This is a genomic window from Micromonospora solifontis (genome assembly GCF_003725545.1).
GTDB lineage: Bacteria > Actinomycetota > Actinomycetes > Mycobacteriales > Micromonosporaceae > Micromonospora > Micromonospora solifontis.
Window position 1 is genome coordinate 21826 of sequence record NZ_RJLN01000053.1, and the last position, 15072, is coordinate 36897.

Annotated in this window: 15 protein-coding genes; 5 read left to right on the plus strand and 10 right to left on the minus strand. The window is 72.4% G+C overall.

Annotated elements, in window-relative coordinates; genetic code table 11:
- Positions 1-46 precede the first annotated feature (46 nt).
- The 4 genes from EFE23_RS18375 to murJ form a co-directional block, all read right to left on the minus strand.
- Positions 47-1042, minus strand: a complete 996-nt coding sequence (locus EFE23_RS18375; RefSeq protein ID WP_123242172.1) for an RsmA family anti-sigma factor — start codon at positions 1040-1042, stop codon at positions 47-49.
- Positions 1039-1770 carry an RNA polymerase sigma factor SigM gene (gene sigM / locus EFE23_RS18380; RefSeq protein WP_123242186.1) on the minus strand — a complete coding sequence of 244 codons (732 nt, stop codon included), beginning with the start codon at positions 1768-1770 and terminating at the stop codon, positions 1039-1041. The genes EFE23_RS18375 and sigM overlap by 4 nt, the downstream gene beginning before the upstream one ends.
- A 43-nt stretch (positions 1771-1813) precedes the next feature.
- Positions 1814-3430 carry a protein kinase family protein gene (locus tag EFE23_RS18385; protein ID WP_123242173.1) on the minus strand — a complete coding sequence of 539 codons (1617 nt, stop codon included), beginning with the start codon at positions 3428-3430 and terminating at the stop codon, positions 1814-1816.
- A 477-nt stretch (positions 3431-3907) separates the two neighbouring features.
- Positions 3908-5650, minus strand: a complete 1743-nt coding sequence (murJ, locus tag EFE23_RS18390; RefSeq protein WP_123242174.1) for a murein biosynthesis integral membrane protein MurJ — start codon at positions 5648-5650, stop codon at positions 3908-3910.
- Between the two features lie 129 nt (positions 5651-5779).
- Here murJ and EFE23_RS18395 point away from each other — a divergent pair, with 129 nt between their 5' ends.
- Positions 5780-7240: a CCA tRNA nucleotidyltransferase gene (locus EFE23_RS18395; RefSeq protein WP_123242175.1), complete on the plus strand. Its 1461-nt coding sequence runs from the start codon at positions 5780-5782 to the stop codon at positions 7238-7240.
- Between the two features lie 43 nt (positions 7241-7283).
- Here the strand turns inward: EFE23_RS18395 and EFE23_RS18400 are convergent, their stop codons facing one another.
- Genes EFE23_RS18400 through EFE23_RS18415 form a run of 4 tightly spaced genes read right to left on the minus strand, consistent with a single transcriptional unit; the run spans position 7284 to position 10977 of the window.
- The gene (locus tag EFE23_RS18400) at positions 7284-8780 is read right to left on the minus strand and encodes a flotillin family protein (RefSeq protein WP_123242176.1); all 1497 of its coding nucleotides are present in this window, start codon (positions 8778-8780) and stop codon (positions 7284-7286) included.
- A gap of 29 nt (positions 8781-8809) precedes the next feature.
- Positions 8810-9331 carry an NfeD C-terminal domain-containing protein gene (locus tag EFE23_RS18405; RefSeq protein ID WP_233601051.1) on the minus strand — a complete coding sequence of 174 codons (522 nt, stop codon included), beginning with the start codon at positions 9329-9331 and terminating at the stop codon, positions 8810-8812.
- Positions 9332-9370: 39 nt separating this feature from the next.
- Entirely contained in the window at positions 9371-10468 is a 1098-nt protein-coding gene (locus EFE23_RS18410) for a TolB family protein (RefSeq protein ID WP_123242178.1), read from the minus strand.
- On the minus strand, positions 10465-10977 hold the full coding sequence (locus EFE23_RS18415; RefSeq protein WP_123242179.1) for a SigE family RNA polymerase sigma factor: 513 nt from the start codon (positions 10975-10977) through the stop codon (positions 10465-10467). The genes EFE23_RS18410 and EFE23_RS18415 overlap by 4 nt, the downstream gene beginning before the upstream one ends.
- 70 nt (positions 10978-11047) lie before the next feature.
- On the opposite strand from EFE23_RS18415, the gene EFE23_RS18420 reads away from it, so the two are divergent.
- From EFE23_RS18420 to EFE23_RS18430, 3 genes are all read left to right on the plus strand, one after another.
- Positions 11048-11530, plus strand: a complete 483-nt coding sequence (locus tag EFE23_RS18420) for a methylated-DNA--[protein]-cysteine S-methyltransferase (RefSeq protein ID WP_123242180.1) — start codon at positions 11048-11050, stop codon at positions 11528-11530.
- A 138-nt stretch (positions 11531-11668) separates the two neighbouring features.
- Positions 11669-11875 (plus strand): ribbon-helix-helix domain-containing protein, encoded by a 207-nt coding sequence (locus tag EFE23_RS18425; protein ID WP_123242181.1) that lies wholly within the window; start codon positions 11669-11671, stop codon positions 11873-11875.
- Entirely contained in the window at positions 11872-12258 is a 387-nt protein-coding gene (locus EFE23_RS18430; RefSeq protein WP_123242182.1) for a hypothetical protein, read from the plus strand. The genes EFE23_RS18425 and EFE23_RS18430 overlap by 4 nt, the downstream gene beginning before the upstream one ends.
- Before the next feature lie 56 nt (positions 12259-12314).
- Here the strand turns inward: EFE23_RS18430 and EFE23_RS18435 are convergent, their stop codons facing one another.
- Both EFE23_RS18435 and EFE23_RS18440 read right to left on the minus strand, forming a co-directional pair.
- The gene (locus EFE23_RS18435; RefSeq protein WP_123242183.1) at positions 12315-13394 is read right to left on the minus strand and encodes an inositol-3-phosphate synthase; all 1080 of its coding nucleotides are present in this window, start codon (positions 13392-13394) and stop codon (positions 12315-12317) included.
- Between the two features lie 23 nt (positions 13395-13417).
- Entirely contained in the window at positions 13418-14056 is a 639-nt protein-coding gene (locus tag EFE23_RS18440) for a PadR family transcriptional regulator (RefSeq protein ID WP_123242184.1), read from the minus strand.
- 174 nt (positions 14057-14230) lie between these two features.
- On the opposite strand from EFE23_RS18440, the gene EFE23_RS18445 reads away from it, so the two are divergent.
- Positions 14231-14695, plus strand: a complete 465-nt coding sequence (locus EFE23_RS18445; protein ID WP_123242185.1) for a DUF5318 domain-containing protein — start codon at positions 14231-14233, stop codon at positions 14693-14695.
- Positions 14696-15072 lie beyond the last annotated feature (377 nt).

A 15072-nucleotide genomic window follows, 5' to 3' on the forward strand; every position in this document is an offset into this window, starting at 1 on the left:
CGGTGGGTCACGTCACGTAGAACGGCAGCCGCCGATGACCGCGCCCTCACCCTACCCGCGTACGGAACCGGGTGTCCGCGCCGGAGCCCGGTACGCCGCACTCCGGCCCGCTGGCCCACGCCCAGCGGGCGCCCGCCGCGTCGACGAACGTCACCACCAGAGCGGGGAGCCCCTGGAACGACGCGTAGTCGACCAGGCCGACGGTGATCGGCGTGGCCCCGTGCTCGACGCCGATCGCGGTGAGGCACGCGTCCAGGGCCGCCGGCCGGGCCAGCTGTGCCAGCGCGGGTGGGGCGGCCGCCCGTCCCCCCTTCGGGGCCATGTCGGGCCCGCCGAGAAAGCCCTTCTCCTGCGACGGGCTGGCGAACGTGGTGCTGAGGCCACCGGCCAACCGTTCCGGGGTGTAGTCCGTGCCGCTGCTCGTCGTGGCCGCCGTGGCCCGGTCGAAGGCCCGGGCGCCACCCTCGGCCGCCGCCGGAGCGTCCGCCTTGTCGGCGGACGACAGGCCCGCACTGCCGGTGTCACCCGCGCCGACCAGGTTGCCCAGCCCCAACCCGACGGCCGCGATCGAGGCGGCCGCCACGGCGACCGGTCCGGCGACCCGGGCCCAGCGGCGGGCGCGCCGGCCCGGCCCGGTCCGGGGATCCGGGCCGTCCGCCGGCCGGGTCGTCCCCCGGGTCCGCCGGCTCCCGCCGGTCGCCTGCGCCGGCACGGTGCCGCGTCGCCCGTCAGCCGGATCGCCGTCAACTCCGGGCCCGAGCGGTGCGTCGCCGGCCGGGGCCGGTCCGGCTCCCGCCAGCGCCGCGGTGATCCGGTCGGCCACGGCCAGGGGCAGCTCCGGCGCCGGGCCGGCCGCCCACTCGGCCAGGTCCGCGTGCACCAGGTCCAGCGCCCGCACCAGGTCGTCGTACGCGGCGCGCCAGGCCGGGTCCGCCGCGACCAGTCCGGAGACGGTCTGCTGCTCCGGGGTGCCGTCCAGCGCCCCGCCGATGTAGTCGGCGAGCAGGTCGTGGTCGACCCCGCTGAACTCCCGGGCAGTCACGTCTCCTCCTGACTGGCGTCCCGCCGGGACCGCCCCGACGTGGATCCGACGCCCTCGGGCGGGCGTCGGTTCCCCCCGGTGACCCGGCGCACGTCCGCCCCCTCGTCCGACCCGGTACGCAGGTGGCCGAGGAGCACGGCCAGCCGGGCCCGACCCCGGGCGCACCGGCTCTTCACCGTCCCCTCGGCGACGCCGAGTATCCGGGCCACCTCGGCCACCGGGTAGCCCTGCACGTCCACCAGCACCAGCGCGGCCCGCTGCTCGGCGGGCAGTTCGGCGAGGGCCTGCCGGACCACCAGGGCGGTGTCGTGGTCGCGGGCCGGTGCGGCCGGCTCCACCCCGCCCGTGTGCCGGCCGGACTCCCCGTCGGTGTGCACGCCGTCGGGCAGTGGGACCGTGGCGTGGGTCTGCCGCCGCCGCATCCGGTCCAGGCAGGCGTTCACCACGATCCGGTGCAGCCAGGTGGTGACCGCCGAGTCGCCGCGGAACCGGGCCGCCCCGCAGTGCGCCGAGAGCAGCGCGTCCTGGAGCGCGTCCGCCGCCTCCTCGCGGTCGCCGACGGTACGCAGGGCCACCGCCCAGAGCCGGTCGCGGTGCCGGTGGAACAGCTCGGCGAAGGCGTCCCGGTCGCCGGCCACGTGCGCGCGCAGCAGGTCGAGGTCGGAGCTGCCGCCCGTCGCGGCGCCCCCGGTCACCGGCTCGGGCGTGGGCCCGCCGCGACCCGCCATCACCACGTCCGAGCGTGGCGGTGCGGACGTCGCGGCGGCCGGCTCACGAGCCCTGGACCGTGATCTCCTGGACGCCCACCTTGTAGCCGCTGCCGCCTTCCTTCTGCGGCAGCTCGGTGATCCAGAAGAGGAGGTACTGGTACTTCCGCTCCGGGTCGAACCCGTTGAACGTCATCTTGGTGCCGTCGTGCTCCTCGAACGGCTGCCCGATCGGCGACTTCAGGTAGCTCGTCAGCAGCTGCTTGTCGCCGGCGGAACTGACCGGGAAGTCGGCGGACCCGGCGAGGAGCTGGGCGGAGGCGCCGGTGGCGGAGAGGACGGCCTGCACCGACTTGACGGTGTGCGGCGAGCCGAGGTCGATCCAGACTCCCATGCCGCGCTTGAAGTTGCCGAAGTTCGCCCGGGTGTAGGTGTCGGTCTCCCAGCCCTTGTCCAGGTTGCCGTCGATGACCAGCTCGGCGTCGTTCAGCTCGTCGCGGCTCTTGCTGTCCGGGTCGATGATCCGGACGTCCTCCACCGCGAGCTGCCGCACCGCCGGGGCGGCCGGGGTGGCGTCGCCGGACGACGGGGCGCTGCTGGAGGGGCGGGCCACCGGCTCGGTCTTCGGGTCCTTGTCGTCGCCGCCCAGGGCGCTGATCCCGATGAGCAGGCCGACCAGGGCGACCGCCAGCAGGGCGGCGATGCCGAGGGCGACCTTGCGGCCGGCGACGGAGGCCAGCGGCGAGGGCTCCTCACCGGGGTCCGCGGTGAACCGCAGCGGACCACCCTGGTCCAGGAAGTGGTCCTCGGCGGGGATGTCGAGGCGGCTCAGCTCGGCCGCGAGCACGTCCGAGGAGGGCGGGGCGATCTCCGGGTCGAGCAGGTCCATGGTGAGGTCGTCGAGGTACGCCGGCACCCCGGCGCGGACCTGGCGGGGCGCGGCGATCGAGCCGCTGGCGTCCCGCACCGCGTCGGGGAGGGCGGCCCGGCCGTGCCCGGCGGTGGCGCCGTGCAGCGGAGCCTCGCCGTGCGGCCAGTGGCCGGTCAGCGCGAAGTAGAGCACCCCGCCGACCGCCCGGAGGTCGGTCTCCTGGCTGTCCGCGCCGTCGGTCCGCGCGTCGGCCAGCACCACCCGGCCGTCATCGCTGATCATGACGGTGCCGGGGTGGATGTTGCCGTGCACCATCCCGGTGGCGTGCACCGCGGCGAGGGCGCTGGCCGCCGCGTTGCCGATGGCGGTCGCCCGGCCCGGGTCCAGTGGCCCGTCCTCGGCGACCAGCTCGCGCAGCGACTGGCCGTCCACCCACTCGCGGACGACGTACGCCCGGTCGGCCTCGTCGATCGCGTCGTACACGCCGACCAGGTTGGGGTGGATCACCCGGCTGGCCGCCACGGCGGCCTGGAGCATCTCGGTGGCGGAGTCGCCGCCCGGGTAGCGGAGGACCACCGCGACGGGACGCCGCAGCACGACGTCGACCCCGCGCCAGACCAGCCGGCCCGCGCTGTCGTTGTTGATGTGCTCGACCAGCTCGTACCGCTCGGCAAGGATCTCACCGGCCGTGGGAGCACCGAAGGTCATGACCGGAGGGGCAGTCTCCTCCGCCTCCTGACCCTCGCCGACCTGGGTCACCCGTCCTCCCTCGGTGATCGTGTCGATCGATGGACCCGTGCTGCTGGGCATGTGGCTTTCCGCTCTGCCTTCGAAGGAACCGGCGGACCGGTGTCGACGCCCACGTCGGCACCTGCCGTATCCGTCGTGAGTGACCTTACCCGGGATGCCCGGTTCTCCGACATGTCATCTTCCCGCCGGAGCCGGTGGGGCGCCAGTGGGTCACGGCGGCCGGCCGGGTCCCGCCCCGTCCTGCCCTGTCACTGACTACACGCTCCAGCCAATCTAAAGGTTGACGGCAAAGTAGTCGGCGTAGGGGCTTCGGCAACTCCCGCTCGGCGCGTCCCGCGCCGCGCACCGACCGGGAGCCGTCGCCCGGTGTGGCGCCGCCCGACTCACCTGCGCATTCCCCCGGTCAGGTCACCCACCCTCAGCCTTACGGATGGTTGTCCACAGGCCGAGAGGGCTACCGAGCCGCGAAATCCCGAGTTATCCACAGCCGTATCCCCAGGCTGGTGATCCTCGTTCACCGTCCGTCATCAGGGCCGGTCAGCGGCCCAGCCGCCGCCGGACCATCCCGACCACCTCGGTGATCTCACCGATCTTCAGCACCATGGCCAGCCCGAGGTACGTCGCGCCGATCACCGCGCCGCCGATGATCAGCTGGACCGCCGCGGCGAGCCAGCTCAGGTGCGCCGGGTCGCCGGGAAGCAGCCGGACCACCAGCAGGCCGACCAGGGCCGCGCCGAGCGCGGCGACGACCACCCGGCCCATGGTCCGCATGATCCCGCCCAGCCCGATCCGGCCGACCCGGGGCCGCAGCAGCATCGCCGAGATGATCGCCGCGGCCACGTAGGAGACGGCGTTGCCGAGCATCATCCCGGCCGCCGCGAAGGTGGCCGAGAAGGCGAGGAAGAGGCCGACCTGGAGGAGCACCCGCAGCGCCACCACCGGGATGTTGACCAGGGCCGGGGTCCGGGTGTCCGGCAGCGCGTAGAAGGCGAAGGTGAAGAGCTGGCTGATCGCGAACGGGACCAGGCCGAGCGCCGCCACCAGCAGCACGGTCGAGGTGGCCACCGCGTTGTCGCCGGTGAAGGCGCCGTACCGGAAGACCACCACGGAGATCGGGCCGGCGAGGACCGCGTAACAGACGGCGATCGGGGCGAGGACCGCGGTGACCATCCGGGTGCCCCGGGACAGGTCGGCGGTGACATCGCGGAACCGGCCCTCCGCGGCGGCCCCGCTCATCCGCGGCATCAGCGCGGTGATGATCGAGACGGCGATGATGCCGTGCGCCATCATCAGCAGCAGGAAGACGTTGTTGTAGATCAGCAGGCCGGCATTCTTGCCGCCGGCGGCCCGGGTGAGCAGGTTGACCACCACGAACAGGCCGAGCTGGTTGACCCCCACGTAGCAGAACATCCAGCCGCCGAGCCGGGCCAGTTCGCGCAGGCCGAGCGCCCGGAAGTCGAACCGCCACTTCCACCGGAAGCCGACCTTGCGCAGCGCCGGGAGCAGGCCGGCGGTCTGCACCGCCACGCCGAGCAGGGTGCCGCCGCCGATGAGCAGGATCCGCTCCCAGCCCATCTCGTGCGGCTGAACGATCTTGGCGCCGAAGACCGCGATGTAGAGCGCGCAGACGCCGATGACCACGAGGTTGTTCAGGATCGGCGCCCACATCGGGGCGGCGAAGTGCCCCCGGGTGTTCAGCACCGCGGCGATCAGCGCGCTCACGCCGGTGAAGAACAGCATCGGCAGCATCAGGTACGACAGGCCGTTGACCAGGCCGGTGTAGTCCGCGTCCTTGCCGCTGGCGTAGATCGCGGTGAGCACCGGCGCCCCGATCATCGCGATCAGCGCGGTCGCGGCCAGCGCGAGCACCGCCAGGGTGAGCAGCCGCTGGGAGTACGCCTCACCCCGGTCCGGGTCGGTCTTGCGCCGCCGCACCAGGACCGGGATCAGCACGCTGGTGAGCACCCCGCCGAGCAGGAACTCGTACACCTGGTTCGGCAGGAAGAGGGCGGTGGTGTACGCGTCGCCGACCAGCGCGCCGCCCAGCGCCGCGCCGATCATCAGGTTGCGGATGAACCCCGTACCCCGGCTGACCAGGCTGCCGATCGCCATCACCGCGCTGTTCGCCGCGGCGCTGGTCTCCGCCACCACCTCCTGCGGCGGGGCGGTGGCCTCGGCGCCCGGCTGGTTGAGCGGCTCGGCCGAGATGAAGGTCGCCGTGTCGTCCGGCGGCTGGCCGCCGCCGTGCGCGTTGGCGCTGCGGTACAGCCCGCCGCTCATCTCCAGCCTCCAAGGGGTACGTCGCAGCCGGACCTCCGGGCCCGTACACCCGAGACCTTAGTCAACGTGGGCGGCATACCCGCGCCCGGCGCAGTTGATCCGGCCCCGGCCCGATAGGCTGGCGATCCCATGTCCGAAGCCTCCGCATCCCACGCCGCCGAACGCCGTGAGCTGACCGTCGCGCAGCGCAACGCCGTCGCCGAACTGCTCCGTGTCTCGCCGGTCGCCGACGAACTCGGCCGGCGCTTCGCCCGGGCCGGTCACGAACTGCACCTGGTGGGCGGATCGGTACGGGACGCCCTCCTCGGCCGGCTCGGCGAGGACCTCGACTTCTGCACCGACGCCCACCCCGATGAGACGTTGAAGATCGTCCGCGGCTGGGCCGAGTCGATCTGGGAGACCGGCCGGGAGTTCGGCACCATCGGCCTCCAGCGCGACGGGCTCCGGCTGGAGGTCACCACCTTCCGGGCCGAGGCGTACGACCAGGTCAGCCGCAACCCGGTCGTGGAGTACGGCACCAGCCTGGAAGACGACCTGAAGCGCCGCGACTTCACCGTCAACGCGATGGCGGTCAGCGTCCCCGACCACCGGTTCACCGACCCGTACGGTGGCCTGGCCGACCTGGCCGCGAAGATCATCCGTACCCCCGGCACGCCGCAGGAGTCGTTCCGCGACGACCCGCTGCGGATGCTGCGCGCGGCCCGGTTCGCCGCCCAGCTGCGCTTCTCGGTCCACCCGGACGTCCGCGCGGCGATGACCCGGATGGCCACCGACCTGGACCGGATCACCGCCGAGCGGATCCGGGACGAGTTCACCAAGCTGCTCTGCGGCGCCGACCCGGTCACCGGGCTGCGGCTGCTGGTCGACACCGGCCTGGCCGAGCGCTTCCTGCCCGAGCTGACCGGGCTGAAGCTGACCATCGACGAGCACGCCCAGCACAAGGACGTCTACGAGCACACCCTCACCGTGGTCAGCAACGCCATGGCGCTGGAGGCGGAGGGCTGCGACTTCGTGCTGCGGATGGCCGCCCTGATGCACGACGTCGGCAAGCCCGCCACCAAGTCGGTCGGCCCGGACGGCCGGGTCAGCTTCCACCACCACGAGGTGGTCGGCGCCCGGCTCACCAAGGCCCGGATGAAGGCGCTGCGCTACCCCAAGGACGTGACGTCACAGGTGGTCAAGCTGGTCGGCCTGCACCTGCGCTTCTACGGCTACGGCCGGGGCGAGTGGACCGACTCGGCGGTCCGCCGGTACGTGACCGACGCCGGTGACCTGCTCTCCCGGCTGCACAAGCTGACCCGCTCGGACTGCACCACCCGGAACCGGCGCAAGGCGGCCCAGCTCGCCGCCGACTACGACGCGCTGGAGGAGCGGATCGCCCGGATCGCGGCCGAGGAGGACCTGGCCCGGGTCCGCCCCGACCTGGACGGCAACGCGATCATGGAGCTGCTCGGCGTACCGCCGGGACCGTTGGTGGGGAAGGCCTGGCAGCACCTCAAGGAGCTGCGGCTGGAGCGCGGCCCGCTGGACCGCGACGAGGCCGAGGCCGAACTGCTCCGCTGGGCCCGCGAACAGGGCGTCCTCGACTGACGGCAGGGCTCCCGGCCGACGCCGGGAGCCCTGCGCTCGTCGGTCAGGCCTCGACGGCCGGCTTGGTGGCGCCGTTGCTGTGGGCGCTGCCCAGCTTGGCGAGCAGTCCGGCCAGGTCGATGCCGGTGAGGTCGCTGCCGAGCTGGAGCCCCTGGGCCACGTTCCCGGCCACCGACCTGGTCAGCGAGGACGCGCCGTCGGTGGAGATGACCGTCATCTTGTCGATCGCGCCGATCGGGGCGCTCGCCGCCTCCACCACCTGCGGCAGCACCTTGACCAGCAGGTCCAGCACGGCCGCCTCGCCGTACGCGGCGAACGCCTCGGCCTTGCGGGCCATCGCCTCGGCCTCGGCCTGCCCCTTGGCCAGGATGGCCGCCGCCTCGGCCTGGCCCTCGCGCTCGACCGCGTCGGCGATCGCGGTACGCCGGCGCTGCTCGGCCTCACCCTCCTTGGCGCCCTCGATCGCGTTCGCCTCGGCCAGCGCCGCCCGGCGGGCCCGCTCGCCCTCACCGGTGAGCCGCGACTGCTCGGCGGCGGCCTGCGCGGCGGCGATGGTGGCCTGGCGCTGCGCGTCGGCGTTCAGCACGGCCGCGTTGCGGGCCGCCTCGGCCTCCTGCTCGACCTTGTAGCGGGCCGCGTCGGCCGGCTTGCGCACCTCGGTGTCGAGCTGCCGCTGCTTCAGTTCGGCGTTCCGCTCGGCCACCTTCTGCTGCTCGGAGAGGATCGCCTGGTCCCGCTCGGCCTGGGCGAGCGGGCCGGCCGCCGCCGACTTCGCCTTCGCGGCGTCGATCTCGGCCTGGATGGCGGCCTGCTTGAGGGAGAGGTTCCGGTTCGCCTCGGCGATCGCCTCCTCGGCGAGCAGCCGCTCCTGCTCGGCCTGCTGGCGGGCCCGCGCCTCGGCGATGGCGGCGTCCTTGAGCACCCGGGCCGCCTCCGGGCGGCCCAGGTCCTGCAGGTACGAGCCCTCGGCGAGGATGTCCTGGAGCTGGAAGGTGTCCAGCACCAGACCCTGGTTGGTCATCGAGTGCTCGGCCTCCTCGGCGACCGCGCTGGCGAACGCCGCCCGGTCCCGGATGACCTCCTCGACGGTGAGCCGCCCGACGATCGAACGGAGCGCGCCGGCCAGCACCTCCCGGGTGAAGTTGTCGATCTCGTCCTGCTGGTGCAGGAAGCGCTGGGCGGCGGCGCGGATCGCGTCCTCGGTGCCGCCGACCTTGACGATCGCGACGCCGTGCAGGTCGGTACGGATGCCCTGCTTGCTCACCGCGCCCCGGATGCCGACGTCGATCCGGCGGCTGGACAGGTCGAGCGACTGGAGCTTCTGCACCACCGGCAGGACGAACACCGAGGCGCCGAGCACGACCTTCTGCCCGGACATGTCGGTGGAGCGGCCGCCGTCGGCGGTCTGGGTGGTCCGGCCCTTGCGGCCGGTGACGATGAACGCCTCGTTCGGGCCGGCCACCTTGATGCGGGAGAGCACGAAGAGGACGAGCAGGACGGCGAGGAGGACCGCGCCGCCGATGGCGACGAGCAGGGGCATGGAAGTTCCCGTCTGTGCGAAGGGGGAGATCAGTAGGTCTCGACGTGCACGCTGGTCTCGCTGAGCGCTTCGACCACGAAGATCCGGGCGCCGGTCGGGAGCGAATGGTCGGCTCGGGCGTTGAGCTTGACCGGCTGGCCGGCGAGGCGTACCCGCACCTCGCCGTAGCCGCCGGTCGGGACCGGGGTGACCACCAGGCCGGTCGCGCCGACCAGGTGGTCCCGGGTGGGGGTGGCGTCGGTCCGCATGTTGCGGGCCGCCCGGCTGAGCCGGGCCGCCAGCCACGCGGTGGGCACGGCCGCCAGCGCGCCGCCGGCCACCGCCGCCGCGACCATCCCGGGGGTACGCCCACCGAGCAGCTCGTTGACGATGGCGGCGCCGAAGCCGAAGGCGCCGGTGAACCCGGCGACCGCCTCCAGCGACACCGGACCGTCGACGTCCGGGTGACCGATGTGCAACAGCCCCGCGCCGACCAGGGCGAGGGCCAGCACCCCGACCCCGGCTCCGCCGATGATCAGGAAGATGAGCGTCCCCGTGGCCACGACCTGCACGGTATCGACATCGTGCAACGCCGCGGGCCGGCCGAACGGTCAGCGCGGCGCGACGGTCACCTCAAGATCGACCAGCTCTCTCGGCAGCGGCTGGCGGACCAGCTCCCGCCCGGTCGGGTCGGCCAGGACGAAGTCTCCCCTGCCGAGCGGCCGGCGGTAGAGCAGTCGGTCGTCGGAGACCCAGACCACCTCGGCGGAGGGCAGCGGGTTCACCACCCGGCCGGTGGCGGTCTCGACCAGCAGCGGCTCCTGCTGGCCCTGGACCACCACGAGCTTTCCGTCCGGTGACCAGGCGTCCGGGCTGGCCGGCGCACCCGGCATCTCGACGAGGCGGGTCGGCCGTCCATCGTCGACCGAGAAGAGCTGCACGCCCTTGGCGAGGTCCCGGGGCCCCCGCTCCCCGGCCCGCTTCTTGGTGAGGGTGAGGGCCACCTCCCGCCCGTCCCGGGTCCAGGTGAAGTCGCAGAAGTCGGTGCAGGACCAGCCCAACGGGCCCACCAGGTGGGTCTGTTTCGTGCCGTCCGCCACCGCCATCACGATGAAGCCGAAGTGGTCGACCCGGTGGGTGGTGAAGAGCAGCCGCCGGCCGTCCGGCGACCAGCGCGGTGTGGAGAGCGCGCCGTCCACCCGGTACCACCGGGTCTTCCCGCTGGCCAGGTCGATGAGCCCGACGTCCTTGGGCCGGTCGTCGTCGTGGACCGCGACGAGGGAGCCGGTGGGGGCGGGGAAGATCCCGTCGTAGCGGTCGGTGGCGAAGTACCGATTCCGTCCCCGATCCAGCAGGAATCCGCTCCCGGAACCGCCCTTGACCTGCGCCCGGGTGACCACCCAGCCACCGGGCAGCACCAGCGGCCTCGTGGTCCAGTCCGTCCCCGGCGGGGCGAGCAGCGTCGGCGACGGCGTGACTGTCGGCGCCGGCGTCGTCGGCAGCGCGGCGGGACGGGGTCGGAGCAGCACGAACGGCACGGCCACCGCGACGATCGCCAGCACGGCGGCACCCGCGACGGCGACCCGCCGCCGGCGGCGGAGCCGGCGACCCCGGCCCAGCGCCCGGGCGGCCAGGTCGGGGGCGGGGCCGGCACCGTCCGCGAGGTCCCGCACCGCCGCCCGGAGCGTCTCGTCCAGCAGCCTGGTCACCGCGTCACCTCCGTACGGCTCGTCAGCTCGTCCAGCCCGGGCACCAGTTGCCGGAGCCGGGCCAGTGCCTTGGCGGTCTGGCTGGCCACCGTGCCGGCCCGGCAGCCGAGCAGGGCGGCGGTCTGTTCGACGCTGAGGTCCTCCAGGTAGCGCAGGGTCAGCACGGCCCGCTGGCGGGGTGGCAGGGCGCGCAGCGCGTCCCGCAGCAGCAGCCGCAGGTCGCTGTCCGGACCGGCCGCCGCCTGCTCGGGCAGCTCCGCGACCGGGACCTCCGCCCGCCGCGCGCGTCGCCGCCAGCCGGAGACCTGGTCGTGGTAGAGGATCCGTTTCACGTACGGCTCCGCGTCGCCCCGGATCCCGGGCCAGCGGGCGTACGCCTTGGCCAGCGCGTTCTGCAGCAGGTCCTCCGCCGCGTGCTGGTTGCCGGCGAGCGCGTACGCGACGCGCAGCAGGGCCGCACCCCGTTCGTTGACGAACGCGGTGAACTCCCCGTCGATGACGTCTGTCACCGTTCACCTCCGTACCTCTGACGCACGGGGCGGACGAAACTTTGCCCGACCGCGGGGAAGAATGGGGGGCATGCGCTGGACCGTGCTCGATTCGCCGATCGGGGAGTTCTCCGTCGCCACCGACGGCGAGGCCGTCCGCGCGGCGCACTTCGGCCGGGTGGCGGCGGCGACCGGGGAACCGGGCGACGCGGTCGCCGGCCGGGCGCTGGCCGAGCTACGCGCCTACTTCGCCGGGGAGCTGACCGAGTTCACCGTGCCGGTGGCCGTGCCGCGCGGTTCGGAGTTCGAACGCGCGGTGTGGCGGGAGATGACCCGCATCCCGTACGGGGAGACGCTCACCTACGGCGAGGTGGCGAAGGCGGTCGGCGACCCGGGTGCGGCCCGGGCGGTCGGGGTGGCCTGCAACCGCAACCCGGTGCCGGTGATCGTGCCCTGCCACCGGATCGTCGGGGCGGGCGGCAAGCTGGTGGGCTTCGGCGGCGGGCTGCCGCGCAAGGTGACCCTGCTGGAACTGGAAGCGGCGGTGGCGCTGCGGCGCGCCTGGCTCTCCTGAGGAGTTATCGCACAATTCGTCCGTCGTGGTCCGAACGCTGCTCGCCATCATCTTCTCCGGCAAGATCCCGAATCGTGCGGAGGAGACGTGGCACCGAGCGTGGTTGACGTGCACCCAGACGAGTTATACAAATCTGGTATGGCCTTCACCCTGAACCTGAAGCCCGAGGTCGAGCAGCGGCTCAAGGAGCTCGCCGAGGCGGAGCACCGATCGATGCACAAGACGGTCGAGGTGGCGGTGCAGGCGTACCTGGACCGGCACGAGCGCGACGAGTGGACCCGCCAGGCCGCGCGTCGCGTTCGTGAGCGGAATGCCGAGTTCTACGACATGTTGGGCGACCGGTGAGGGGGCACTGGCCGGACGCCGAGGATCTGCTGCTCCTGCTGGCCGACAGCACAGCGTCCCGAACGATCGTGCGGGACGGTGGAATCCTCTTCGCCTCGGCCGCGCGGCCGCACGCCCACCTGCTTCAGGGTCTCGTCTATCCGACGCCGCTGGATCAGGCGGCCGCTCTCCTGCACGGGATCCTCGTCTGGCGTCCGCTCGACATGTGGAACGCCAGTCTCGCCTGGACGGCAGCCGATGTCCTCCTGGAACGCTTCGGGTTCGTCCTCAGCATGCCGGCGAAGGACCGGATGGCGTTGACGGACGCGTTGACCAGCGGAGAGGTCGACTCGGTCGAGGAGTTGGCACTGCGGCTGTCGCCGTACCTGGAGATGTCGGACTGAACGCGCGAGGGCCGGGTCCGTGCGGACCCGGCCCTCGACGGTGCTGTTTCAGCGCGTCAGCGCTCGACCTCGCCCTTGATGAACGCCTCGACGGCGGCGTGCGCGTCGTGGTCGGCGTACTGCTTCGGCGGGGACTTCATGAAGTACGAGGACGCGGAGAGGATCGGTCCGCCGATCTTCCGGTCCAGCGCGATCTTCGCGGCGCGGACGGCGTCGATGATGACACCGGCCGAGTTCGGCGAGTCCCACACCTCGAGCTTGAGCTCGGCGTTCAGCGGGGTGTCGCCGAACGAGCGGCCCTCCAGCCGGATGTACGCCCACTTGCGGTCGTCGAGCCACGGCACGTGGTCCGACGGGCCGATGTGCACGTCGCTCTTCTGCATCTCGTGCGGGATCTGGGAGGTCACCGACTGGGTCTTCGAGATCTTCTTCGAGACCAGGCGGTTGCGCTCCAGCATGTTCATGAAGTCCATGTTGCCGCCGAAGTTGAGCTGGTACGTGCGCAGCAGCTCAACCCCGCGGTCCTCGAAGAGCTTCGCCAGAGCGCGGTGCACGATGGTGGCACCCACCTGGCTCTTGATGTCGTCGCCGACGATCGGCAGGCCCGCGTCCTCGAACTTCTTCGCCCACTCCGGGTCGGAGGCGATGAAGACCGGCAGGGCGTTCACGAACGCGCAGCCGGCGTCGATCGCGGCCTGGGCGTAGAACTTGTCGGCCTGCTCGGAGCCCACGGGCAGGTAGGAGACGACCACGTCGACCTGCGCGTCGCGCAGCGCCTGGGCCACGTCGACCGGCTCGACGTCCGACTCCTCGATGATCTCGCGGTAGTACTGGCCGAGACCGTCGAAGGTCGGGCCGCGCTGCACGGTGACGCCGGTCGGCGGCACGTCGCACAGCTTGATGGTGTTGTTCTCGCTGGCGACGATCGCCTCGGCGAGGTCCATGCCCACCTTCTTGGCGTCCACGTCGAACGCCGCGACGAACTTCACGTCGGAAACGTGGTAGTCGCCGAAGGTGACGTGCATGAGACCCGGGACGCGGTCGTTCGGGTCGGCGTTCCGGTAGTACTCCACGCCCTGCACGAGGGACGAGGCGCAGTTACCCACACCGACGATGGCGACGCGGACGGAGCCCATAGCGTCTGCCTCCTTCTTCTTCATCACGGCCGCTCTTTCCTGGACTCTCCAGGCGGGGGCGGGCTGTCTTCTTCTCGTCGGCCGCCGGCCGTCCCGGGTTGCGGGACCGTCGGGGCTCGGCCGGAGCGCTCGTTGGCGATGAGCTCCTCCAGCCAGCGGACCTCGCGCTCACAGGCGTCGAGCCCGTGGCGTTGCAGTTCCAGGGTGTACGCGTCGAGCCGCTCGGCCGCCCGGCCGAGCACGTCACGAAGACCTTCGCGACGCTCCTCGATCTTTCGACGGCGACCTTCCAGGATCCGGAGCCGGGTGGCCTGGTCGGTCCGGGCGAAGAACGCGAAGTGCACCCCGAAGCCCGTGTCGTCGTACGTCTCTGGCCCAGCCTGCGCTATCAGCTGGGCGAAGCGTTCCTTGCCCTCCGCGGTAATGGTGTAGACCACCCGACCTCGCCGGCTGGTCAGGGCGGGCACCTCCTCGGCGGTCGCGGGCGTCTCGGCGGCTTCGGTGATCCAACCCGCCGCCTGCAACCGGCGCAGCGTCGGGTAGAGGGAGCCGTAGCTGATCGCCGCCCGGATGGCGCCGAGCTTGGCGGTCAACTCCTTGCGCAGCTCGTAGCCGTGCATGGGAGCCTCCTGCAGGAGGCCCAGGATGGCGAACTCGAGCACGGGCCACCCCTTCTTACCCCCGGCGCGGAGTCGTAACCGCCGCGATGTATCGGACCGATACATCGCACGTTAGCGGAGACGCATGATCAGGGCAAACCCTCGTTTGCGCGCTCCTGCCATCACGGATCGTGACGGTGGTCGCCTCGTCCCGCCGGACCGCGTACCCTTTGCCGCATGCGTACGCAGCGCCAGGTCGTCGACTACTCGCTCCAGAAGCGAGCGGTGCTGCGTGACCTCCTCGCCAGCCGGATCGGCACGTACGACGTCTGCGACGCGTCGCCGTACCTGAAGAACGCCGCCCGGTTCCACGGCGAGCCCACCGAGGAGCGCTGCCCGATCTGCCGCAGTGAGAACCTCATCCACGTCCACTACATTTACGGTGACGAACTCAAGCAGTCCGCCGGCCAGGCGCGTAACCGGGCCGAGTTGTCGGTGCTGGCGATGACGCTGCGTGAGTTCCAGGTGTTCGTGGTGGAGGTGTGCCCCGGCTGTGACTGGAACCATCTCGTCGAGCAGTTCCTGCTCGGCCGGGACGGTCTGGCCGGTGGCGCCGAGGGCGGGTCGGAGCAGGAGGCGGTGAGCGGCTCGTCCGCGCCGACCGGCTCCACCCCTCGTCGAAGGCGAGAGGCGCAACGGTGAATCCGGCTGTCCGGAGCGGGTCCCGCGCAACGAGCGGGTGGCGTATCCGACAGCAACTGAGTCTGATTGGTCCGAATAGGTCCAATTTGACGGCTGCACCCCGGCACGTCCGGCGTGTAGCGTCTCGTGTTCCAGCTCACGGCAACCCGGTGGCGGCGCCCGCGCGCCCCACCGCGACCGGCAGGGTGTGAGGAATGAACTACGGCGATCCCAGTTCTTCGCGTGGGCGGGCCCAGATCCCGGGCCCGAACGGCGACCCCGGTTCCGGCGGGAGCGCACGCGGGAACGGTTGGTCATCCGGGTCCGAGGGCCGCGCCGCGGCGACGCCGCGCGGCTCGTCCGGTGGGCGTGCCGCGGTCGGCGGCGCCGCCCCGGCG

What these genes read in the sequence shown, in the direction of transcription:
- sigM (WP_123242186.1), bottom strand. Translation starts at nt 1,770, where the DNA reads ATGGCGGGTCGCGGCGGGCCCACGCCCGAGCCGGTGACCGGGGGCGCC.
- EFE23_RS18385 (WP_123242173.1), bottom strand. Translation starts at nt 3,430, where the DNA reads ATGCCCAGCAGCACGGGTCCATCGATCGACACGATCACCGAGGGAGGA.
- murJ (WP_123242174.1), bottom strand. Translation starts at nt 5,650, where the DNA reads ATGAGCGGCGGGCTGTACCGCAGCGCCAACGCGCACGGCGGCGGCCAG.
- EFE23_RS18395 (WP_123242175.1), top strand. Translation starts at nt 5,780, where the DNA reads ATGTCCGAAGCCTCCGCATCCCACGCCGCCGAACGCCGTGAGCTGACC.
- EFE23_RS18400 (WP_123242176.1), bottom strand. Translation starts at nt 8,780, where the DNA reads ATGCCCCTGCTCGTCGCCATCGGCGGCGCGGTCCTCCTCGCCGTCCTG.
- EFE23_RS18420 (WP_123242180.1), top strand. Translation starts at nt 11,048, where the DNA reads ATGCGCTGGACCGTGCTCGATTCGCCGATCGGGGAGTTCTCCGTCGCC.
- EFE23_RS18425 (WP_123242181.1), top strand. Translation starts at nt 11,669, where the DNA reads ATGGCCTTCACCCTGAACCTGAAGCCCGAGGTCGAGCAGCGGCTCAAG.
- EFE23_RS18435 (WP_123242183.1), bottom strand. Translation starts at nt 13,394, where the DNA reads ATGGGCTCCGTCCGCGTCGCCATCGTCGGTGTGGGTAACTGCGCCTCG.
- EFE23_RS18445 (WP_123242185.1), top strand. Translation starts at nt 14,231, where the DNA reads ATGCGTACGCAGCGCCAGGTCGTCGACTACTCGCTCCAGAAGCGAGCG.